Consider the following 22,223-nt stretch of genomic DNA (forward strand, 5'->3'; position numbering starts at 1 on the left):
TTTCCGTTTTCTTTCGACGCCTCTGATTGGCGACTTTTTTATATTAACACCCATATCAATCAGTGTCAACATATTTTTTAACTTCTTTAAATCATGGTGTTTTTCGCGTCGTTTCTCGACGACAGATAATAATATACCATTAGTAGCTGATCATTACAACCCTTTTCTTTTAAAAAAATATTTCTTTTTAAGGCTCTTTCCTCACTCTATATTGCTCTTCTAGGTGTATCCGTACAGGACGATTAAAACAGCTGGTCGTTCAGGGTGTCGATCATGTCGCTTACAATCCGGCAACCTGATCTTCCGGAAATAAACCCGGAAAATCCATAGGAAGATACAACTGCTTCATGGTGTACTCTTGGAAAGTGACCGTTTGGTTACTCATAGAAAACCGACTTCTTTCATTAATGGGTTGTGGTGACCTCGTTATACCGAAAGAGGCGATTTTTTTGTTGATTGGCATAAAATGTTGGATCGTTTTTCGCTCCGCTACTTTGAATGCGATCAGGTGAGGCGCCTGCGGGACGTCGGCTAAACACGGCCGCGTCCTGTGCATCGAAGCAAGAGCTGAAGCCTCGCCCGCGGCAAGTGAACCTGAAGAGCCATCTATATGAATGAGTATAAATTAATCGTAACGACAAATCTTATAGAATTGAAAAAAGGGCTATCAAAAGGGTCATTTTTTATGACCTTTTGATACAGCCCCTTCCAAAATCTTAATCAGCTGATTGCTTGCGCATTTGTGGGAACAGCAGCACATCTCGAATTGACGCCGCATTCGTTAAAAGCATAACAAGCCGGTCAATCCCAATTCCGAGACCTCCAGTTGGTGGCAATCCATACTCCATAGCCTCCAAATAGTCGGTGTCCATCATGTGCGCTTCATCATCTCCTTGTTCCCGCTCTAGGACCTGAGCCTCAAAGCGTTGGCGCTGATCAACTGGATCGTTTAATTCTGTAAAGGCGTTAGCATGCTCGCGTCCTACGATAAACAATTCAAAGCGATCTGTAAAACGGGAGTCATCGGCATTTTTCTTAGCTAAAGGTGAGATTGCCGTTGGGTGTCCATAAACAAAAGTAGGCTGTATTAATTTATCTTCTACAAAATGCTCAAAAAATTCGTTCATGACATGGCCCGCACTCATCGTTTCGGTGATAGGCACTTTATGTTCTTTTGCAAGTGACCGTGCTTTTTCATCACTCATTTCTTCCCAGAAATCCACGCCTGTCTCTTCCTTGATCACATCTGCCATGTGTACGCGACGCCATGGTGGGGTTAAATCTACCTCATATTCACCATAAGTGATTTTTGTCGTCCCAAGCACTTCTTCTGCAATGTGTGCAATTAAACTTTCCGTAAGATCCATGATGTCTTCATAATCCGCGTAAGCTTCATAAAGCTCAATCATTGTAAATTCAGGATTGTGCCGAGTAGATATTCCTTCATTCCGAAAGACACGTCCAATTTCGTACACCTTCTCCAACCCGCCTACAATTAACCTTTTTAAATGAAGTTCGATGGCAATACGAATGTAAAGCTCCATATCAAGCGCATTATGATGCGTGATAAAAGGCCGTGCTGCTGCCCCGCCGGGAATCGAGTGGAGCATCGGGGTCTCTACCTCCAGAAATCCTTTATCATCTAAGTATCGACGCATGGACTGCATAATTTTACTGCGAGTTACAAAGGTAGAGCGGACTTCCGGGTTGACGATTAAGTCTAAGTAGCGTTGCCGGTAACGTTGTTCGACGTCTTTTAGTCCATGAAATTTATCCGGAAGAGGGCGAAGTGCTTTAGATAATAATTCATAATGATTTACTTTAACAGACAGCTCTCCAACCTTCGTTTTAAATGCTGTCCCGGTAACACCGATAAAATCACCGATATCCGTGTTTTGAAAAAGCTCGTATGCTTCCTCTCCAACTTGGTCTTTTCGAACATACACTTGCACCTGTCCGCTTAAGTCCTGAATATGTGCAAAACCAGCTTTACCTTTTCCGCGCTTCGTCATCACACGACCTGCTATAGAGATCTGCTTTCCTTCTTGCTCTTCCAGTTCTTCTTTGCTGTACGAATCAAACTCGTCTGTCATAGACGAAGCCGTATGGGTTCTCTCAAACTTTTGACCGAACGGATCTACACCTTGCTCGAGAAGCGCCTGCATTTTTTCTCTTCGTACCTGCATTTGATCGTTATACTCTTGTTCCTGACTCAACACCTTCAACTCCCTTTCATCATTTAAAGGGACTGACTCTTCCTTTCTGAAAGATGCCAGTCCCAGGCTTCACAAGAAATTACCACCCTTTTAAACAGCTGATGCTCGTACACTCTTCTCCTGTTCAAGACTATCAATAAAATCGTACAAGGCGCAAGCAACATCATCTCGTTTATGAAGCTGGTTAATTTGACTGCGAACTTTACCATTACCGCGCATTCCTTTTAGATACCAAGCTGCGTGCTTACGCATTTCGCGTACGGCTACGTCCTCTCCCTTTAAATGAATCAGCCTATCCATGTGAATCATGCACACATCAATTTTTTCGCGATTAGATGGCTCACCAGCCAGTTCGCCCGTTTTCAGATAGTGAATGGTCCGGTACAACATCCACGGATTACCTAAGGCAGCACGTCCTATCATCACACCGTCCACACCCGTTTGCTCGAGCATTGCTTTGGCGTCTTGAGGTGTTTTGACATCTCCATTTCCTATTACCGGAATGTTCACCGCTTCTTTTACTTCTTTCAGAATATCCCAATTTGCTGTACCTTCATACATCTGTACACGAGTTCTTCCGTGTACGGAGACCGCTTTTCCTCCAGCTGCTTCAACTGCTTTGGCATTTTCAACCGCTAAAATGTGTTCATCATCCCAGCCCATTCTCATCTTTACCGTAACCGGTTTATTCACCGCTTTTACGGCAACCTCTACCATTTCATATATTTTATCGGGATCAAGGAGCCACTTCGCCCCTGCGTCACATTTCGTAATTTTCGGCACCGGGCATCCCATGTTTATATCAATGATATCGGCGTTTGTTTGCGTGTCGACGACCTTCGCCGCCTCCGCCATCGTTTCCTTATCTCCTCCAAAAATCTGCAGGCTTAAAGGTTTTTCGCGCTCGTCCACATAAAGCATCTTCAGCGATTTTTCGTTTTTATTGAGTATCGCTTTATCGCTTACCATTTCCGCACAGACGAGACCTGTCCCAAACTCCTTCGCGATCAAGCGAAACGCAGGGTTGCAAACACCGGCCATCGGCGCGAGCACCACTTGGTTTTTCATTTCAATATCACCGATCTTCAACACACTATTCACCCTCCTGTCTTGAGAATTCCTTAATCTTTATGTGGAGCCTTTCTGCTGTTTCTCAGATAGGCGTGTTCTTCCTTTTATTCTCTAAGATGATTTCTTCCACAGTACAACTCCTGCTTTTTCCTCCTCTGGTAAGCGCACGAACATCTCTGCAGCAGTCCAGCCGTTTTGAGGACAACGAGCAGCAGGAGCGATTTCACGGAGCGGCACGATAACAAAGGCGCGCTCACACATCCGTGGGTGTGGGACGATTAATTCATCCATTCTAATATTTTCATCATTGAAAAGTAAAATGTCAAGGTCTATTGTCCGCGGACCCCACCGTACCTCTCGTGTCCGCTTCAATTCCCGTTCAACCTGCTGTGTCATTTGCAGTAATTCAAGCGGATTCAAGGAGGTATAAAGCTCCATAACCATGTTTAGAAATTTTGCTTGATCCTGCATTCCGACAGGTTCTGTTTCATAAATAGAAGACAGGCGAGTTACCTTAATTCTTTCTTGTTCGTTCAGTTTTTCTATTGCTTGTCGCAAATAAAGTGCCCGATCCTCTATATTAGAGCCGAGGGCTACAAAGACACGATGTTTCATTCTGCGCGTCTCCTTGTCATCTCAATCGCAACGGATTGATAGTGGCCGGGAATCGGCGGATTTGGCTTCACTACTTTCACCTTCACTTGATCCACAATCGCAAAATGGTTTAATACCTGTAAGCTGATATTCTCGGCGATCGTTTCCACTAGATCATACGTGTTCCCCTCAACGACATCTTTTACAATTGCATAGGCGTCCGCATAGTTCACACTTTTCTCCAGATTATCTTCGAGCGCCGCTTCTTTTAAATCAGCTTCTAAAACTAGATCTACGGTAAAGTGTTGACCTAATTTGTTTTCCTCCTCATAGACACCATGGTAGGCATAAAACTCCATACCATTAAGATAGATCTTATCCAACGGTCTTCACCTCGCCTTTACCGAGCATGGCATCCATCATTTTTACCGTTCTACTCATTTCAAGAACATCATGAACCCTGACAATATGACAGCCTCGTTCGATTCCAAGGCTAATCGTTGCGCCCGTCCCCTCGACACGTTCTTGCGGAGGAAGGCCTAACGTTTTCGCTATCAACGACTTGCGCGACGTTCCAAGCAAAACAGGATAGCCGATTGCCGTAAACTCCTCCAGTCTTCTCATTACTTCTAAGTTTTGGTCATATGTTTTGGCAAAGCCGATGCCTGGATCTAAGATTATACGTTCGTCTTTCACGCCATGCCTGTGACAAATAGCAATGCTTTCTTCCATATCCTCTCGAATATCCGTCATGATATCTTGATAGTTCATGTCAGTTCGGTTATGCATGAGGACAATCGGCACATCATAATAAGCAGCTGTATAAGCCATATCTGGATCTGCCGTAGCTCTCCAGACATCATTGATAATAGATGCCCCTGCTTCAATGGCTTTGCTTGCTGTTTCTGCTTTGTACGTATCAATGGAGATCGGGATATTTACTGCCGACGATACCGCCTTGATCACTGGGATAACTCGTTCCAGTTCTTCTTTAACATCAACTTTTTCAGCGCCCGGCCTTGTGGATTCGCCCCCTATATCGATAATATCGGCACCTTGATTGATCATCTCACGAGCACGCATCTCCGCCCGCTTTTCCGTATCAAATTGCCCACCATCTGAAAATGAATCCGGCGTCACGTTCAATATCCCCATCACCTGTGTTTTAGCCGAAAAGTCTAGTTGCCACGCCCCGGCTTTCATTACGGTTTCCATCAGTTTCTCCCTTCCTTTCTCACAAAAAAAGATCTTGTGCCTTCCAGAGCTTTTCGCGTCCTTTCGCATATTCTTTTTGCAGCAGAGCTGTGATTGAATGACAGTTGTTGCGAAAAGTATGCTCATCTACCGCAGAAAACGGCACAATCTCTTGAATGGAATTCGTTACAAACACTTCATCTGCATGATATAAATGAGCAGCATCGAAATGGCCTTCTCGAATATAAACAGAATGCTTTTCTGCGGCCTGTAACACAAAAGCACGAGTAACTCCTGCTAAAATCCCCGTGTCAAGTGCCGGTGTGTAAAGGGTATCATCCTTCACCCAGAATAGATTAGAAACGACTCCTTCTGCCAACTTCCCGGCCTCATTCAAAAATAGTCCTTCTACTTCAGGATTGTCACCGGCTTCCCGTTTGCCTGCTATATTGTTTAAAAAGTGGTGTGACTTCAAGCGTTTAGATGTCTCCGGGGTGTTTCGCGGGATGGTTAACAGCCGGCCGGTCTTGACGACGGTACGCTCTTCCTCCGCTGGGGGTAGTGGTTTCATATAAATAACGATCGTCGGTGCCGTATATTCATTTGCAGTAAGTCCTAGCATTCCTGTACCGGCTGCGACGTTGTACCGGACGTACGCGTTATCCCATGCATTCGCCTTTCTTAAACTTTCAACCTGTTCAAGCACTTGCTGGCGGTCGTATACCCACGACACGTTCATTTCGCGCAGCCCTTCTTCTAACCGTCTGAAATGGTCATCCAGAAGAAAGGGATGGCCATTATATATCCGAAACGTTTCAAATAAACCGAGTCCATACATAAAACCATGCTCAAAAACAGAAAGACGAGCAGCGCCCGCCTCTTCTATGTCACCATCTATATATACATACATCGCTTTTATACTCCTTGGCCAACCCGGTGGGACTCAATAAAGTTTTGAAGCAACTTTTTTCCGTCCGCTGTCATAATGGATTCAGGGTGAAACTGAACACCCTCCACTGGAAGCTCCTTATGACGTATGCCCATCAGCTCTCCGTCATTCGTCCAAGCCGTTATTTCAAGACAATCCGGGAGACTTTCTCTCTCTACAATTAATGAATGATAGCGTGTTGCCGTAAACGGCTGGGCAAGACCCTTATAAACCAGTTTGCCATCGTGGTGGATCGCTGATGTTTTTCCGTGCATCAGCTGCTCCGCCTGGATAACCTTTCCGCCAAATACTTGGGCAATCGCCTGATGGCCGAGACAAACGCCAAAAATCGGTATTTCCCCCGCAAAACGGCGGATGACCTCCATGCTGATACCTGCTTCATTCGGGGTGCAGGGTCCTGGCGAGATCATTAAGAAATCAGGTGCCATTTCTTCCATTTCTTCTATAGTGATCTTGTTATTCCGTTTCACCACTAACTCTTCGCCCATTTCACCTAGAAACTGAACGAGATTATACGTAAAGGAATCATAGTTGTCGATCATTAAAATCATGTTTGAATCTCCTCCTCTTCTCCACTCATTACACCAAACTCTGCTTCACTCATCTCTTTTGCCCTCCATAGTGCTTGGGCTTTCCTCAATGATTCATTAAACTCCGCTCGAGGATCCGAATCAATAACGACCCCTGCACCGGCTTGAACATAGGCTGCGCCGTCTTTCGCAATCAATGTTCGAATAACAATATTTAACTCAGCGTCTTGGTTAAATCCAATCCAGCCGATGGAACCCGTGTAAATCCCTCGTCTCACCGGCTCAAGTTCTTCAATTATTTCCATCGTGCGAATTTTCGGCGCTCCTGTAATGGTTCCGCCTGGAAAGGCTGCTCTTATCATACCATACACGTCCATATCTTCGGCAAGTGTTCCTTTTACATTGGAAACAATATGCATCACGTGCGAGTACCGTTCTACGACCATCAATTCATCGACCTCAACGGATCCGTACCGGCAAACCTTCCCTATATCATTACGCTCTAAATCAACAAGCATGATATGTTCTGCCTGCTCCTTCGCGCAATTCATCATTTGCGCCTCATAAAAAAGATCTTCCTTCTCTGATTTACCCCGCGGCCTTGTTCCTGCTATCGGGCGGGTAGACACTTCATTCCCGCGTTTTTTTATAAGCAGTTCCGGCGATGCACTAACAAGTTGAAGATCCGGAGTATGAAAATAACCCATATAAGGAGATGGATTTAACTCTCGTAATTTTTTGTATATATGTAGGGGTGGGGTATGTAATGGCTGTTTCTGCCGGACAGATAGATTGACTTGAAAACTGTCGCCAGTGCGAATATACGAGCGAATTTTCTCAGCTGCTGCAGCAAAAGACTCCTCTGTAAAAGAAGTAACAGGTTCATCAACCGCTGGCACAGCCTCACGCCCTTTTTCTGAATAATGCGGAGAAGCATCCCTGCAATCTTCCCACATTTCTCTAAGCTGTAACAACTCTTTTTCAGCCGCTGCCTCGTCAACATCAACGACGATAACCCAAAGCTTTTCCTCCGTATGATCATAGACAAATGCTTGATGAAAAGCTAGAAAACAGAGGTCATTTGTACCGAGATCATCTTCAGCCTGGTTTGGCATGTCTTCCATATAGCGGCTGTAATCATAACTAATATAACCGATCACTCCGCCTTGAAAGTCAGGAAGGAACCGGTTCGTTTCAGTTTTGTATGGGGTGAGCCAATTTTTCATCGCTTCCAGCGGGTCACCATACATGGTGTGGACACCGTCATTCGTTTGTACGCTTGTTACTCCGTTTTTACCGGTTATGACCGCAAAAGGCGTGAATGCAGCCATGCTGAAACGCCCTTTCTGCCCGCTTTCGAGCAACACATGGTACGGGTTGTTTTCACTTAACACCTGATAGCAAGTGAAAAATTTCTCCTCCGGATAACAAAAAGACAGCCCAAACGCTTTATATGTTTTCGTACGGTCTGGCAGCGGAGCTAAATGTTCATTCACCGTTATACCTTCTTCCTCGTTAAAATACTCATCCTTTTCAGAGTATCACATTAGATGTCTGATCAGAAAAAAAGTTAGGGAAAAGTCCCAGGAGATGCAAAAGGAAAATGGTCCCGGTCATCTAAAAACGATGATCGGAACCATTTCCCGTCTTGGCTAGTTATTCTCTTCTTCGAATTGGTACAGAGGAGTACTGAGATAACGTTCGCCATTACTTGGAATAACGGCTACAACTTTTTTCCCTTTTCCGAGTTTCTTGGCCTCTTCCACTGCTGCGTAAATCGCTGCACCGGATGAGATTCCGCCGAGTATTCCTTCCTCCCGGGCTGCACGGCGCGCATATTCAAACGACTGTTCTGTCGTTGCGGTCACGATTTCATCGTAACTGTCTGTATCGAGAGTTTCTGGAATAAAGCCGGCACCAAGTCCTTGTATTTTATGAGGCCCTTTACTGCCGCCACTTAAAATAGGGGAATCGGCTGGTTCGAGGGCGATGACTTTCAGGTTCGGAAAGTGTTCTTTCAAGAGCTTACCTGCGCCAGTAATGGTTCCGCCTGTACCTATACCAGAGATAAAAGCATCCAGTTGGCCATCAACCTGCTCCAACAGTTCCCGACCGGTTGTTTCTCGATGAATAGCCGGGTTAGCCGGGTTTTCAAACTGCTGTGGGACGAAGTAACCTTTTGCTTCTGCAAGTTCATTCGCCTTTTTAATAGCGCCCCCCATGCCGTCCGGTCCTGGTGTTAAAACAAGTTCCGCACCATATGCCTGCAGAAGATTACGACGTTCCATACTCATCGTTTCAGGCATAACGAGTATTGCCCGGTATCCTTTTGCCGCGGCCACCATCGCAAGCCCGATACCGGTATTGCCACTCGTCGGCTCAATAATAGTATCGCCAGGTTTCAGCTTACCATCTCTTTCTCCCGCCTCTATCATCGCGAGTGCGATCCGATCTTTTACACTGCTGCCCGGGTTCATATATTCAAGTTTTAAATAAACATCTGCATCATTTTCACCAGTTAGACGATTCAGCTTCACAAGAGGTGTATTCCCGATTAACTCCGTAATGTTATTCCCGACCTTCATACGGTTTCCTCCTTAAGACCAAGTAAGTTTATTGGTTTTATTACTTTTATAGTAGCAAGTATTATATACAGTGTCAATAAAAAAATAGCTGTTCAACTACCTAATCCGAATGTCTTTCTAGGTTTATTGGCGGTTGTTTTCGATGTTAAGCGCTTTTTGGCGGAGAGTTTCCAGGTCATCTGCTGAAAAATGGTACTTTTCATTACAGAAGTGACACTGTGTTTCCGCACCGTGGTCTTTTTCTATCATATCCAGTAATTCCTCAGCTCCTAAAGAAATAAGCGCATTCGCCACTCGTTCTGAAGAACAATGACACGAAAATGCAACGGGATGCTGCTCGAGTATTTTCACTTCATCTCCGAGTATGACGTGAAGCATCTCTTCCGGTGTCTTTCCTTTTTCAATTAATTTTGAAACAGGGGGCATTGCCGCTATCTGCTGCTCCAATTGGTCCACTACCTCATCTTCGGCACCTGGCAAGAGCTGTAATATAAAACCCCCGGCGGCACGGATCGTATGATCAGGGTTTACAAGTACTCCAAGGCCAACGGATGATGGGATTTGTTCAGAAGTGACAAAGTAATACGTAAAATCTTCTCCGAGCTCCCCCGAAACAAGCGGCACGCTGCCGGTGAAATGTTCTCTCATACCTAAGTCTTTCACAACGGATAACGAACCGTTCGTTCCTACAGCCCGGGCCACATCCAATTTACCATGCTTATTCAAGTCAAAGTGCACCTGCATATTATGAGCATATCCTCGTGTATCGCCTTGAGAATTACTATCGACGATGATCGGTCCCATCGGACCCCGGCCTTCAATTTTTATCGTCAGTTTATCTTCTCCCTTCAGCATTGCTCCCATCATGGAACCTGCTGTCATGGCCCTGCCAAGCGCTGCTGCTGCAGTCGGCCATGCTTGATGCCGGGTTGCTGCCTCATTTACCATTTCCGTCGTGCGAACAGCGTATGCTCGTACTTTCCCTTCATAAGCTACCGATTTCACTATATAGTCACCCATACTATTCTTCCTTTCCAATAACCACTTTGTTTTTCTCATAAATAAACCGAAGTCCTTTTAATGCTAAACACGGATCAACCTTATCAATGTTCACCGCTGACGGACCGATCAATTCCGCATAAGCTCCTGTAGCTATTACAAAGGGCTTACCCTTTATTTCTCTTTTCATCCGATAAATAATGCTGTCTACCTGACCGACGTATCCATAATAAATTCCGGAGCGCATCGCGTCGACCGTGTTCCTGCCGATAATATGGTCTGGTTTTGTAATTTCAATACGCGGCAGCTTAGAGGCTTCCGAAAACAAGGCATGAGTAGATACACCAAGCCCTGGTGCAATCGCTCCACCGCTATATTCCCCATGCTGATCAATATAGCAAAAGGTTGCAGCCGTACCAAGGTTCACGACAATTAGTGGACCGCTATGCTCCCGGAGAGCTGCCACCGCGTTCACGATCCGGTCTGCTCCTACTTCACGCGGATTGTCCGATCGGATATTCAAACCTGTTTTAATACCTGGACCTACAATCATCGGGGCAATACTGAAATACTTTACACACATTTTCTCTAACGTAGTTAAAAGAGGCGGTACCACAGAGGCAATAATAATGCCTGTAATGTTGTCTTTTTCTGCGTGAATACTATCCAGCAGTTCCATTACCTGCAGACCGTATTCATCTTCTGTTTTTCTCTCACTCGTAGATAACCGCCATTGAGCTGACAGCTCTCTTTCCCTGTATAATCCAATTACCGTGTTCGTATTCCCTACAGCCATTGCAAGTATCATGACAAGACCCTCTTTATAAATTGATGTGAAAAAAGAGGTGCCTCCCAATGGCACCCCTTTATAACCAGCTATTTACGTTCATCCTCATCCTCACCGGAAGGAGGTTTGTTCGTTCCCATGTTTTCCAAATCAGTATTCTTTTGATGGGCTTTGTCTTCATTCCCGTTTTCTTTTTGGTCATCCTCGTTGTCCGATTTTGACTGAATCGTCACTTTCATGTTGTCATGATCAACATGTTGACCAGAAGCGCCGACTTCCTCATTACTCTTAGTTGAATGATGATCATCCGGCAGTTTTCCTTCTTGTACGAGGGATTCGATCTGCTTTGCATCCAATGTTTCAAGCTCTAAGAGGTGTTGTGCGACAAGCTCCAGTTTATCCTTGTGTTCTGTCAATATCTGCTTACAACGGGCGTGACAGTCTTTGATAATCTTTTGTATTTCCTGATCGATTTCATAAGCGATTTTATCACTGTAGTTCGGTTCGTTTTGGATGTCACGGCCTAAAAACACCTGCCCGCCAGAACTCGATCCGAACTGGAGAGGCCCCAGTTTCTCACTCATACCGTATTCTGTTACCATTTTACGGGCTATCTCCGTAGCGCGCTGAAAGTCGTTATGCGCACCGGTACTGACTTCTCCAAACATAACCTCTTCCGCGACACGCCCACCAAGCAGTCCGACTATTTTATCCATCAGTTCCGGCTTCGTCATAAAATAGCGGTCTTCTTTTGGAAGCATTACTGCGTAACCACCAGCCTGGCCGCGTGGTACAATGGTCACTTTGTGGACGAGATCGGCATTTTCCAATTTCACACCAACAACGGTATGCCCAGCCTCGTGATGGGCAACAATCCCTCTCTCTTTTTTCGAAATGACCCGGCTTTTCTTCGCGGGGCCGGCTATCACACGGTCAATCGCTTCTTCCACGTGCGACATGCGGATCTTTTGCAAGCCTTCCCTTGCAGCCACAAGAGCAGCTTCATTCAAGAGATTTTCTAAGTCAGCACCTGAAAATCCAGGGGTCCGTTGGGCAATCGCCTTCAAGTCTACGTCTTCTGCTAATGGCTTATTGCGCGAGTGAACATGTAAAATTTCCTCACGCCCATTAACATCAGGACGTCCAACTAAGATTTGACGGTCAAAACGTCCCGGGCGCAGCAAAGCAGGATCGAGAACGTCTGCACGGTTCGTCGCAGCAATGATGATAATCCCTTCATTCGCATCGAAACCATCCATCTCTACTAAGAGCTGATTCAATGTCTGCTCTCTTTCATCGTGTCCGCCGCCAAGGCCTGCACCACGTTGTCTTCCCACTGCGTCAATTTCATCAATGAAGATAATACACGGGGCATTTTTCTTCGCATTTTCGAATAGATCACGGACTCGGGAAGCACCGACCCCGACAAACATCTCTACGAAATCTGAACCACTTATCGAGAAGAACGGGACACCGGCTTCACCGGCTACCGCGCGTCCGATCAACGTTTTACCCGTCCCCGGTGGTCCCACAAGCAAGACCCCTTTTGGAATACGGGCACCGATGCTTGCATATTTACGCGGATCCTTTAGAAAGTCTACTACTTCAACAAGCTCTTGCTTCTCTTCTTCTGCACCTGCAACATCTTTAAATCGTGCTTTCTTCTTATCTTCCTGATAGAGCTTCGCTTTGCTTTTGCCAAAATTCATGACACGGCCGCCACCGCCTTGTGCTTGGCTTAACAAGAAGAAAAACAAAATAAAGATGATCACAAAAGGTATAATAGATGTAAAAAACGTCACCCAGGCGCTTGGTTCTTGAGCGGGTTTCGTTTCTAAAGCCAGCTGATCTCCTCCCGGCCCCTCTGCTGTCATAAGTAGCTGCGTGTTCTGTTCAGAAACAGGCAGGTATGTTTGAAAACTTTCGTCACCTTTTCCTGCTTCTTTTCCGGTGACAAGATAGACCTCGCCTTCTGGCTGGAGCGTGGCAGAGACAATCTCCTGATTTTCTAATTTAGTTAAAAATTCACCTGTCGTCATTACATTTGTCTCCGTCTGGTCCTTGCTGAGGAAACTAATAATCCCTATAATGACGAGGAATAACAATAGATAAAAAACGGTATTTCGAAAAATCCGATTCATTCTTGACCTCCTCCCAAGGCATCGACAACTTAGATAATAGTATCACATTTGTTTTCTTCCCTACAATCAAGATCCCTTGTAAATCTCAGGCTTTAAAATGCCAATGTATGAGAGGTTCCGGTACTTCTCTGCATAGTCCAGTCCAAATCCGACAACGAACTCATCCGGAACGGTGAATCCAACGGCATCCGGAACAAGATCTACCTTTCGCCCATCCGGTTTGTCAAGTAAGGTAACAATGCGTACAGACTTGGCACCTCTGTGTTTGATTAAGTTAACTAAATAATTAAGCGTCAATCCACTGTCAATGATGTCCTCTAGAATAATGACATCACGGCCTTCTACCGTCGTGTCTAAATCTTTAATAATTTTCACTTCACCGGATGATACCATACCCTTGCCGTAACTGGAAACATCCATAAAGTCAATTTCCAAGTGGGTATCGATCCGTCTTGTTACGTCCGCCATAAAAGGAAGCGCACCTTTTAACACACCAATAACGAGTGGAAAATGGCCTTGATATTGTTCCGTAAGTTCCTTTCCTAATTCTTTTATCTTTTGCTGTAGTTCCTCTTCGCTTATTAAAACTTTTTGAATATCCTCATGCATCTTGTATTCTAATACCCTCCTAGGAAAACTAGTTGATTCATAATTCGTTATTAATCTTACCATGACTGCCGGCAAACATTCATCTTGCAGCGATTATTAATTATAATCGTTGCAAGGTCCATTCTCGAGCCTAATCAGGACATAGCTTTCACCTGCTTTAGGGCGCTGTATGTGCCGGGCTGATTTCTTCAGGCGAGGCAGCCACAATATCGTGCCCTCGGCATCGGTAATGACCGGCCATCTTTCACGGTGGTGCCGAGGTACTTTTTCGTCGATAAAAATGCGGTTGACCTTCTTTCTTCCTGTCATGCCTAAGATGGTCATTCTATCACCTTGTTCACTAAAGCGAATAGTGAAAGGAGGCGTAACATCTTCCTTCTTACAAAGCAACACAGTTTCATCATCTGACCAAGTGCTTTCAGGAACAATCATTTGCGCCTGGAAAGAAAAAGAGTAAATACAAACCTGCCCAGGAAGTGGAAGAACAACTGGTGATATATCACCTTGCTTCTCTTCTGTCACTCCTTCGAAAAAAAACAGGAGGGTATCATAGGAACGGGTAACCTTGAGTCCTGCCGGCCAATCCAACGAAAAAGAAGAATTAGGTTGTTGCATTAACGTTAGCAGCTGCTCAATATGTATAAGAGACAATTGTGGTGTTTTTTTTTCACAAAGATAACTTAATATTAGATGAATCCCCCTTCTTTGTAAAGGGAAAGGCAGTTCCTTTAAGCGGCTCACCGGTATTGTCACAAAATCTTCATGGCGCTCCGTGATCCGCTTGTTAATCTCTACTGCCGCTGCCTGCTTTATATATTCTTCTTCAGCTGTTGTCCACTCTATATATTGCTGAACGTGACGGTGAACAAGTGGGTTTTCTGCTTGTAAAAAAGGAAGCACATGGTGGCGAAATCGATTACGCGTATATTTATCAGAGGTATTACTTTCATCAACGCGGTAAGGCACCGCATTTTCTTCACAATAGGAGAGAATAGCCGCTTTTGTTACCGACAGTAAGGGACGGATTAGTCTCCCTTCCACAAATGGACGCGTTGCTGCCATGCCTAATTCTCCCAGTATCCCTCGTCCTGTTACTAGTTTCATCAGCATCGTCTCCACTTGATCATCCGCATGGTGGCCGGTGGCAAGAATAGGGATATTTTCATCTTTCATTATCTTTCTAAGTGCATCATACCGCAGCTGACGCGCCTTATTCTGCACATTGCCCCCATCATCCAAAACCGCCTTTTTTACATCGACAGAACGATGAAACAACGGCACGTGATGTTCGCGGCACCAATCCTTTACAAATTGCTCATCTGCTTCTGCCGTGTCTTCTCGGAGTCGGTGGTTGATGTGAGCCGCGTAAATCGTAATATTCCATGTTGTTGCCGCTTCTAACAAAAAATGCAGCAAAGCCATTGAATCCGGCCCTCCGGATACAGCAATGAGGATCTTTTGGCCTTTTGACAATAAGCCGTGCTCGTTTATCCACCGTTCTACGTCCGTTTTCATCGTCCGCTGCTGCCCCCTTGCAAAAATCTTTTCCAGTTAGTTACATCCATTGTCCTACCAAGTATAAAATAGATGACAAAAAGAGGAAAGAGGCCGTAAGCACAATCTCTACGCGGTAAGATTTACTTTTCTCCCGTATTTTTCTCGGAGGAGGTGCTGTGCGGTTACGGCGTGATTTTTTTATATTGGGAGCAGGAGAGCTAACCGGCTGCCTTTCAAACCCAGAACGATTCTCGATGGCAGCCATCACATCTTTTTTCATTAGCTGGGCGTCCTTATACTTTCCCTTCAACGCCGCCGTCAACACTTTCTTAAACGGTCGTAGGGAAGGCTCGCTATTCATTTGTTTGATAAGAAACTCAAGCGGGTTTTTATTATCACGCGGCTTCTCAAACCGAGATTGATGGATACAATGAATTAGAATCATAGCAGCCGCAAATAAATCGTAGGAAGGCTCCGCTTTTCGGTCACCAAGCCCCCAATACCCTCTGTCATAAAATTCTGTGTATTCCTTTACAGCTCTCCCTATTTTTGTCGTACCCCCAACGTCAAACCAGCGAATTCGGAAAGGCGGTCCTGTAACAATGATATTATCCGGCTTTAAGTCACCAAACACCCAGCCTTCGCGGTGGAGCCGATCCAAATCGCCTAGTAATTGGACAAGTAACACGGGAGCCCACTCTGTTCCCTTTTTTTGAATAAACGACAGCAAAGAATCACCATTTAAATATTCCATACAAAAAAACGGATAACTCTCGCCGGAGATTTCGATATCATCGACATCAAGCAAAGAAGGCCCAAGGACGTTACCCTGGACCTTGGAGAAATGCCTAAGTACATTTATTTCTGACGTTAATGACAATTTGTTTTCACCAATTTTAACCGCTGCTTGTCCAGCACGCGTTGCTACCAAATAAACGGATCCTGTTGCACCTTCGCCTATTTTTTTTATCACCCGGTACGGATTTCTATTCCATTTTCCAAGCCATTTAGTACCCGGACTCAAGTTACATCCCTGATTCTTCAATTGGAAGGTCCCTCGCTTCATAGGCTTTCAGGCTTCTTTTACCAAGGCGTTTTTCAAAATATCGTAAGGCTGTCTTTAATGCCGGGCCGGTAGGGGTCACTCCTCCCGTCGTTAAGCGCTGAAAAGTCCCTGTCAATTCATTAATATTGGCTGTCCAATCAGCCGCTTTATCCGCATCTTTTCTTTTCCCGGGAAATAGAAACAAAGCAAAGTGGTTTTTTCCCGTCCTTGAATGTAAACTAATCGATAAATCAGCTAATGCTTCTTGTACCATCGGAAGTTTCGGCTTCATACTTGCACTCGTGTCCACCAATATTAGGACTTCAAGATTGACTGTCTCGCCGAGATCATCGACTATTTCCATCACTTCTCCACGTTTTTCAGGCGGTAAATCCTCCATTTCCCGTTCTTCCCCAAGGATGTGGCGCAGTTCATTGTGTACGACACCTTGCAGCGTTTGTGTCATCGCCTGTCTTGTCACCATTTGGACCGTCTGCGACAACTGGCTGGCGTAAACGACCTGACTCACACCGCCGCCCGATTTGGAAATTTCATCCACTTCCTTCATACCATGATCTTTCCCTGCTCCTTCGTCTATAATTCCAATCACATTCACCGTAATGCCTTTCTCGTAGGCATACGCAGCAACTGCTGCTGGATCTTCTCCTTGATTGGAACAGCCATCTGTCAGTAAAAGTATTTGCCTAATTTTTCCTCCGCTCATTTGCTTTGTCCCCTCCGTCAACCATAATATTCATAGTTTTGACGAAGAAAACAAAATATATACTAAACCTAAGCCTGCTTCTTTTTTAAGGGGATGGAGTGCCCAACTGGAATGGCTGCCCACTTTGGAGTATTTCGCTTGATTTTTGCTGCCATTACCGTCATATCATCGTGAATTTGTCCGTGCGTTACCTTCATTACTCGTTCTAACAGCAAGTCAGCTGCTTCCTGCGGATCGTCAGTTTCCAGTTGGGCGATCATCCGCTTAATCCACATTTCCATATTCTCAATAGGGCCGGGAACTTCCAGCAATCCATCGCTCATCATAATAATCATATCCCCATCTTGCAGTTTTTCGGTTACTACTTCTAATTCAGCATGCTCCATCATGCCAATGGGCAGATTACCAGCTTCGATTTGTTTTATCTTTTCCCCGCGTTTAATAAAGCTTGGCACAGAGCCTATTTTGATAAATTTCCCACTTGCATTCTGAAGATCAATCATAGCCAGATCCAGCGTCGAAAATGTTTCCTCGGCAGAACGAAGACTCATTATTGAGTTGATAGACCGGATCGCGGTCGCTTCGTCCATACCAGAGGCGAGAATCGTTTGTAAAATTTGCAGGGCAGAGCTGCTTTCCTGATGAGCTTTCTCCCCACTTCCCATTCCATCGCTAATAGCGATCGCAAATTTCCCCGTGCCAACGTCAAGCGCCGCATGGCTGTCGCCTGAAACTAATCTTCCCTCTTTTGCGACAGAGGTGAAGCCGGTCTCGACAGTAAAAGGCCTGGCCGAGATAAATGAAAAGTTTAAGTAATCAGAAATATTGTCGTACGCTTCTTCTTCTTTCACGATTATATGCTCCTCCAAAATGTCTGAAAGCATCGGTGCGATAATTTTGTCTGCCTGCTCGGTACCACCCTCTTTTCCTACACTCATTTCAATTTCTACATTCCCTTCATCCAAGCAATAGATGTCAACGTGGCCGATATCGAGGCCGGCTCCTTGCAATGCTTCATAAATTTGTTCCTCTTGGCCATGATGGGCTTCCTGTTCTTTTTGTATTTCCTTCGCGAAATCGTTCATGACTTCCGAAACGCCGCGTAGCTGATCGGCTACGAGCTGGCGGCTTTCCTTCATTTGTTTTTTTAAGGTTCTACGTGCCTGATCTTGCCTAACCTCCTCCCCCATTACTTCTTCCATACGCTTATGATAGTGGCAATGTTTCTTCCATTGGCCTTTTGTCCGCATCGGAATACTGCCATGGTTCTCTAACTCCGTCAACATATTGGACATCCCGTCATATGTTTTATGAAATTGTTTTACCCAGCAACTCTCTTTCCGGAAGCAGGTTTGGCATGTTTTCTCCGTGACCTTGCTTAATAATTCGTCTTTGTCTTTTTGTTCCCGTTCCTCCGCCTCCTCTCCGACTGTCTGTGTAAGAAAGCTCGTAGACAAGGTTTGAAAGAGGTGAGAAAACTGTTCTACCTTAACTGCCGTCAGATCTCTTAATTTATTTGCGTGCCGCTGCTGTTCCCGTGCATATTCCGGAGTTCCGGGAATATACTTCTCTATAAAAGCAGTGACAACACGTGGGGTTAGATAGAAAAGGACGATGGCTGCTCCCGATTCAAGAAGTGTAAGGTTAACGCCTTTCATGCCATCTCCATACAGAGCAATTAAAGCGGTCCCAAGCAGCAATCCAATGCTAACGCCGACTTTTTTTCCCTCTTTTAAGAGTCCGCCGAGCAAACCTGCGAAAGCAAGCAAGCTCATCTGATATAAATTAGCAACAGATGCCAGGCTGAGAACGAGACCGACAATGACCCCGACAGATGCTCCTAGTGCGGCGCCGCCGGTATATGCAAATAATAAGACAAGATACCTGGCAAGCGTATGCTCAGCGGCTACTCCATAGAAAACCCAGCCGATCGCCCCAGTCATGACAGAAGAGAGCAAGATGATAAAGCAGATAATCTCTTCATGTTTTAGAGCCTTCCGACGCTTTTTCGTCACAAGCAGTGGCATACTTTGCAAGAAAATCATCGTTAATATAAAACTTAATCCTGCTTCCACTCCCGTCATCACCAGCGAATACGAAGAAATGGATCCACTTTCCAGCCATGTAGTACCTGCCCTTGCTCCTGCTGTGGAAAGAAATACAGCGATTGGCAGAACCCAAGTCATGCCTCGAACCCAGCTTGTCAACCACTTGTAAAGTGCCAGAAACAATGCAATCGCTGCCAAAATAAAAGCTCCATGAAATATCGCACCTGAGAAAGTACCAACGACAATACCAGCAGCTGCAATACTGCTCTTATCTTTTCTCCACGCGTATACGGCAGCAAAAAACGGGAGCGCAAAAGGAAAAAGTTCTGCTAACAAGACGGCGCGTCCTAACAGAATTCCTAAGATAAATAAGAGACCGCCCCACTGAATCAGAACCGTATCCGCCGTTTTTAAAGTTCTTTCTTTTGTTCTTCGGGAAAAGTTTTTTATTTTTCCCCATGCTTGCTCCATTACCGGTTCTGTTTGTTCTGCCTGTTTTACAAGATCTCTTTGCATGACAATCCACCACCTGCTACATAGTTTTGTTGATTAGTATATCTGTTATTCTTTTAAATGTTTGTCAAAATAACAGGCCTATCCAACAAAACTCTTCGACGTTTTCTTTAAACGTCGAAGTGCTTGTCATACGGAGGATTGTGGGTATTTTCCGCCAAACAACGGACAAATCTATACAATTTTTAACGTCAAATGAAGCAGAAAGAAAGCACATAGAGAGGAAACACGCACAAAAACCTTTATTTGAAACACAAAAAAAACGGATCTGACCCTTTTGGGTGAAATCCGTTTCGTTCTTTATTAGTTTTGGTAGCGGCGGAGGGAATCGAACCCCCGACCTCACGGGTATGAACCGTACGCTCTAGCCAGCTGAGCTACACCGCCGTTTGTATGCAACATGATTGATTATATAATGTTCTCAAGCGATCGTCAACCATTTTCAGTAAAAAGTATGCGTCAAGTTTTTCCCTAAATGGTTATGAGAACAATACTTTCAACACTTTGTTTTTACACATCTACAACCAACTTCCAATCGCTCTGGGCGTACGCTTTCCGCGGGCAACGCTTCAGCTTCCTCGGGCCTGCAGGATGCAGGTCATGCAACCGTTGCGACAGGACGTCGCGAACTTAGGTTGCTTCCCTTTCAGCGCTCACTGCGGGATCTTCAGCTGTTGCTTTTCCCGCTGGAGTCGCCGCCCGACGCTCTTTTCAGTCCACAAATATCAGTTTTCTTTTGAAGTTATCGAGTAATATTTTACACATACAGTAAAAAGCTGTCTGGGGCATCTTATGTGCTCAGACAGCTTTTAAAAGCATTTATTTTAAAAAATTGGCAGCAACATTATCTTCGTGAGCCGCCTCCGCCTCGTTTAGAATCTGTTTGCTTCCGTAATGATGATAACCGTTCCTCGCTATCTTTCATGAAACGATTCATCTTTTCTTCAAAAGAGAGCGGGCGTTGACTTCTACCTGCGTTACCGCGGCGGTCTCCTCGCGGACGATCACCTTTAGAGCGGTCACTACGTGGACGTTCTTCCTTAGGACGTTCCTGTGCTTTCCGGATGGACAGCCCGATCTTGCCGTCATCTTCTACTTTCATTACCTTTACGGTTACCTCGTCACCTACACTAAGAAACTGATTTATATCTTCTACATACTTATCAGCTACTTCACTTATGTGAACGAGTCCCGTCTTTCCATCCGGCAGCTCTACAAACGCACCAAAATGAGTAATGCCCGTGACTTTCCCTTGTAATTTGCTGCCTACCTCAATTGACATTTAAAACAAGCTCCTCCTTGTTAATCTTTCATTAAAAGGCTGACTTTTTAGAGTCAATCCATTAGTACCATTATACTCGAATGACAAAAATGGTGTCAATCAGAGGTTTCCGGAAGTTTGAATAATGTTTCGCCGGGTTTTGTTAAGTAATAGTCTCGCCGGGCGATCTCTGCTATGTAGTCTAAATCGTTGTAGTTTTTAACTTCCTGCTTGAGCCGCTTTTCTTCAACCTGTAATTCCTCTAATTTGTTCTCGAGTTCCTCTTTTTCTGCCTGCTTTGCCTCTATGGTGGACCACTGCGATACGAGAATAACCGTGAAAACAACGGCAATCATCACCCCTACTGCAGCAAGCGCGGTGAGGCGCCGGACAAGTCCGCGCCGTCGTTTGTCGCGAATCGCTTGCAGCTTTTCTTGCTCTTTGGACTGCTTCATGACGTAGGGCTGATTAATTTCAGTAATCTTCTTTTTTTCAGATATCAACTTACAACCACCCCGCCTTTTATTAGTTTCGTCGTCCTGCCCATTTGCTTACAGCCGTCATAACTCTCCTTACTATACGAAGCAGCGAGGGCGGCAAAATGCGTCTGCATAGTGGAGTCACGAGCCGCACTCCCAATTTCAATGGAAACAGAATGATTCGCCACAACAGGAATAAAATGTTAGTAACTAAAGTTAATCCAATCATACCTAAGGACATCAGGAGTTTCAATATAATTTTGGCTGGAGAGACAATCGTGACACGTGTAATTGCGCTTACTGCCCGTCTTAACCAGCGGAATACCGCAAAGCCATTCTCCATTCCTTTTAGAAAAGTTGCCCGCCCACACGTACGATAAGCAAAAAAGCCGATAAAGAGCGCCAAGAAAATATAGACCCTTAATTCTCCTTCGTTTACATGCAGCAGTACATAAAAGACAAGAAGAGCCTGTACCAGCCAAAACAAAAGATCCCATATTGCCCTTGTCCACAAAGCACGTACCGTTTTTACGGTCAAACGATGGTAAAAGTCAATATTCATCCCTAAGACCATCCCCATCCCGAGCATCGCAAACATGGTCTGAAACTGAACGGTAAGACTCACTTAAATAACTTCCCTATGAACCCTTTTGATTTGCTGCTCGTCTGATCCACGTAAACAAGGTCATCTACTTTCCCTTCAATTGAAACAATCCCATCTTCTACGTCAAGATTTTTCATGTGCAAATTGTGGCCGCGAACAGATAAAAAACCCATTGACGTTTCCAACAAAAATTCTTCATTATCAAAGCTTTCAACTTCCTTTACACCCGTAATTTCCAGTTGCTTCCTGCCTTTTAGGATTACTTCATGGGATACAGAGGATCGTTGGGACAGCGTTTCGTCTCCGAAGGACATGTGGACACTCTCCTTTTCCATCATTGTAGTATCCCATTTATATGCGTGTCCTCATCCCCTTAT

General features: G+C 45.0%; 21 protein-coding genes and 1 tRNA gene. All 22 read right to left on the reverse strand.

All coding sequences use genetic code 11. The annotated features are described in order from the left end of the window. Window positions 1-716: 716 nt before the first annotated feature. Window positions 717-2,186: a lysine--tRNA ligase gene (gene lysS / locus LOR49_RS15500; protein WP_420830491.1), complete on the reverse strand. Its 1,470-nt coding sequence runs from the start codon at window positions 2,184-2,186 to the stop codon at window positions 717-719. Between the two features lie 120 nt (window positions 2,187-2,306). After that, entirely contained in the window at window positions 2,307-3,308 is a 1,002-nt protein-coding gene (gene dusB, locus LOR49_RS15505) for a tRNA dihydrouridine synthase DusB (RefSeq protein ID WP_240377861.1), read from the reverse strand. A gap of 90 nt (window positions 3,309-3,398) precedes the next feature. Then, a complete protein-coding gene (folK, locus tag LOR49_RS15510; protein WP_240377862.1) occupies window positions 3,399-3,902 on the reverse strand; it encodes a 2-amino-4-hydroxy-6-hydroxymethyldihydropteridine diphosphokinase in 504 nt (167 codons plus the stop codon). After that, on the reverse strand, window positions 3,899-4,264 hold the full coding sequence (gene folB / locus LOR49_RS15515) for a dihydroneopterin aldolase (protein ID WP_240377863.1): 366 nt from the start codon (window positions 4,262-4,264) through the stop codon (window positions 3,899-3,901). Before folB ends, folK begins: the two co-directional genes overlap by 4 nt. Next, window positions 4,257-5,096, reverse strand: a complete 840-nt coding sequence (gene folP / locus LOR49_RS15520; protein ID WP_240377864.1) for a dihydropteroate synthase — start codon at window positions 5,094-5,096, stop codon at window positions 4,257-4,259. Before folP ends, folB begins: the two co-directional genes overlap by 8 nt. 19 nt (window positions 5,097-5,115) lie before the next feature. Continuing rightward, window positions 5,116-5,985 (reverse strand): aminodeoxychorismate lyase, encoded by an 870-nt coding sequence (gene pabC, locus LOR49_RS15525; RefSeq protein ID WP_240377865.1) that lies wholly within the window; start codon window positions 5,983-5,985, stop codon window positions 5,116-5,118. Window positions 5,986-5,990: 5 nt separating this feature from the next. Beyond that, on the reverse strand, window positions 5,991-6,575 hold the full coding sequence (pabA, locus tag LOR49_RS15530) for an aminodeoxychorismate/anthranilate synthase component II (protein ID WP_240377866.1): 585 nt from the start codon (window positions 6,573-6,575) through the stop codon (window positions 5,991-5,993). Continuing rightward, complete coding sequence (locus LOR49_RS15535) at window positions 6,572-8,050, reverse strand: anthranilate synthase component I family protein (RefSeq protein WP_338021155.1); 1,479 nt, start codon at window positions 8,048-8,050, stop codon at window positions 6,572-6,574. The genes pabA and LOR49_RS15535 overlap by 4 nt, the downstream gene beginning before the upstream one ends. A 156-nt stretch (window positions 8,051-8,206) precedes the next feature. Beyond that, window positions 8,207-9,139 carry a cysteine synthase A gene (gene cysK, locus LOR49_RS15540; RefSeq protein WP_240377867.1) on the reverse strand — a complete coding sequence of 311 codons (933 nt, stop codon included), beginning with the start codon at window positions 9,137-9,139 and terminating at the stop codon, window positions 8,207-8,209. A 123-nt stretch (window positions 9,140-9,262) separates the two neighbouring features. Next, window positions 9,263-10,159, reverse strand: coding sequence for an Hsp33 family molecular chaperone HslO (gene hslO, locus LOR49_RS15545; protein WP_240377868.1), 897 nt, complete (start codon window positions 10,157-10,159; stop codon window positions 9,263-9,265). Window position 10,160: 1 nt separating this feature from the next. After that, complete coding sequence (locus tag LOR49_RS15550; RefSeq protein ID WP_240377869.1) at window positions 10,161-10,946, reverse strand: type III pantothenate kinase; 786 nt, start codon at window positions 10,944-10,946, stop codon at window positions 10,161-10,163. A 68-nt stretch (window positions 10,947-11,014) separates the two neighbouring features. Continuing rightward, window positions 11,015-13,066: an ATP-dependent zinc metalloprotease FtsH gene (ftsH, locus tag LOR49_RS15555; protein ID WP_240377870.1), complete on the reverse strand. Its 2,052-nt coding sequence runs from the start codon at window positions 13,064-13,066 to the stop codon at window positions 11,015-11,017. A gap of 66 nt (window positions 13,067-13,132) precedes the next feature. Beyond that, entirely contained in the window at window positions 13,133-13,675 is a 543-nt protein-coding gene (hpt, locus tag LOR49_RS15560; RefSeq protein ID WP_240377871.1) for a hypoxanthine phosphoribosyltransferase, read from the reverse strand. Window positions 13,676-13,771: 96 nt separating this feature from the next. After that, window positions 13,772-15,190 (reverse strand): tRNA lysidine(34) synthetase TilS, encoded by a 1,419-nt coding sequence (tilS, locus tag LOR49_RS15565; protein WP_240377872.1) that lies wholly within the window; start codon window positions 15,188-15,190, stop codon window positions 13,772-13,774. A gap of 40 nt (window positions 15,191-15,230) precedes the next feature. Then, window positions 15,231-16,196: a protein kinase domain-containing protein gene (locus tag LOR49_RS15570; RefSeq protein WP_240377873.1), complete on the reverse strand. Its 966-nt coding sequence runs from the start codon at window positions 16,194-16,196 to the stop codon at window positions 15,231-15,233. A gap of 1 nt (window position 16,197) precedes the next feature. Beyond that, complete coding sequence (locus LOR49_RS15575; protein ID WP_240377874.1) at window positions 16,198-16,941, reverse strand: vWA domain-containing protein; 744 nt, start codon at window positions 16,939-16,941, stop codon at window positions 16,198-16,200. A gap of 68 nt (window positions 16,942-17,009) precedes the next feature. Further along, the gene (spoIIE, locus tag LOR49_RS15580; protein ID WP_240377875.1) at window positions 17,010-19,505 is read right to left on the reverse strand and encodes a stage II sporulation protein E; all 2,496 of its coding nucleotides are present in this window, start codon (window positions 19,503-19,505) and stop codon (window positions 17,010-17,012) included. A 307-nt stretch (window positions 19,506-19,812) separates the two neighbouring features. After that, window positions 19,813-19,889: transfer RNA gene (locus LOR49_RS15585), tRNA-Met, on the reverse strand. A 457-nt stretch (window positions 19,890-20,346) separates the two neighbouring features. Beyond that, window positions 20,347-20,784: a S1 domain-containing RNA-binding protein gene (locus LOR49_RS15590; protein ID WP_240377876.1), complete on the reverse strand. Its 438-nt coding sequence runs from the start codon at window positions 20,782-20,784 to the stop codon at window positions 20,347-20,349. A gap of 95 nt (window positions 20,785-20,879) precedes the next feature. Next, window positions 20,880-21,266, reverse strand: coding sequence for an FtsB family cell division protein (locus LOR49_RS15595; protein WP_240377877.1), 387 nt, complete (start codon window positions 21,264-21,266; stop codon window positions 20,880-20,882). A 22-nt stretch (window positions 21,267-21,288) separates the two neighbouring features. After that, window positions 21,289-21,867, reverse strand: a complete 579-nt coding sequence (gene yabQ, locus LOR49_RS15600) for a spore cortex biosynthesis protein YabQ (protein ID WP_240377878.1) — start codon at window positions 21,865-21,867, stop codon at window positions 21,289-21,291. After that, window positions 21,864-22,160 (reverse strand): sporulation protein YabP, encoded by a 297-nt coding sequence (yabP, locus tag LOR49_RS15605; protein ID WP_240377879.1) that lies wholly within the window; start codon window positions 22,158-22,160, stop codon window positions 21,864-21,866. Before yabP ends, yabQ begins: the two co-directional genes overlap by 4 nt. Window positions 22,161-22,223 lie beyond the last annotated feature (63 nt).

The organism is Bacillus piscicola (genome assembly GCF_022458745.1).
GTDB lineage: Bacteria > Bacillota > Bacilli > Bacillales > Marinococcaceae > Alteribacillus_A > Alteribacillus_A piscicola.

Excerpts from the sequence above, each read along its gene's own strand:
- lysS (WP_420830491.1), bottom strand. The coding sequence starts at position 2,186 with ATGCAGGTACGAAGAGAAAAAATGCAGGCGCTTCTCGAGCAAGGTGTA.
- folK (WP_240377862.1), bottom strand. The coding sequence starts at position 3,902 with ATGAAACATCGTGTCTTTGTAGCCCTCGGCTCTAATATAGAGGATCGG.
- folP (WP_240377864.1), bottom strand. The coding sequence starts at position 5,096 with ATGGAAACCGTAATGAAAGCCGGGGCGTGGCAACTAGACTTTTCGGCT.
- pabC (WP_240377865.1), bottom strand. The coding sequence starts at position 5,985 with ATGTATGTATATATAGATGGTGACATAGAAGAGGCGGGCGCTGCTCGT.
- pabA (WP_240377866.1), bottom strand. The coding sequence starts at position 6,575 with ATGATTTTAATGATCGACAACTATGATTCCTTTACGTATAATCTCGTT.
- cysK (WP_240377867.1), bottom strand. The coding sequence starts at position 9,139 with ATGAAGGTCGGGAATAACATTACGGAGTTAATCGGGAATACACCTCTT.
- hslO (WP_240377868.1), bottom strand. The coding sequence starts at position 10,159 with ATGGGTGACTATATAGTGAAATCGGTAGCTTATGAAGGGAAAGTACGA.
- LOR49_RS15550 (WP_240377869.1), bottom strand. The coding sequence starts at position 10,946 with ATGATACTTGCAATGGCTGTAGGGAATACGAACACGGTAATTGGATTA.
- ftsH (WP_240377870.1), bottom strand. The coding sequence starts at position 13,066 with ATGAATCGGATTTTTCGAAATACCGTTTTTTATCTATTGTTATTCCTC.
- hpt (WP_240377871.1), bottom strand. The coding sequence starts at position 13,675 with ATGCATGAGGATATTCAAAAAGTTTTAATAAGCGAAGAGGAACTACAG.
- tilS (WP_240377872.1), bottom strand. The coding sequence starts at position 15,190 with ATGAAAACGGACGTAGAACGGTGGATAAACGAGCACGGCTTATTGTCA.
- LOR49_RS15575 (WP_240377874.1), bottom strand. The coding sequence starts at position 16,941 with ATGAGCGGAGGAAAAATTAGGCAAATACTTTTACTGACAGATGGCTGT.
- spoIIE (WP_240377875.1), bottom strand. The coding sequence starts at position 19,505 with ATGCAAAGAGATCTTGTAAAACAGGCAGAACAAACAGAACCGGTAATG.
- LOR49_RS15590 (WP_240377876.1), bottom strand. The coding sequence starts at position 20,784 with ATGTCAATTGAGGTAGGCAGCAAATTACAAGGGAAAGTCACGGGCATT.
- yabP (WP_240377879.1), bottom strand. The coding sequence starts at position 22,160 with ATGTCCTTCGGAGACGAAACGCTGTCCCAACGATCCTCTGTATCCCAT.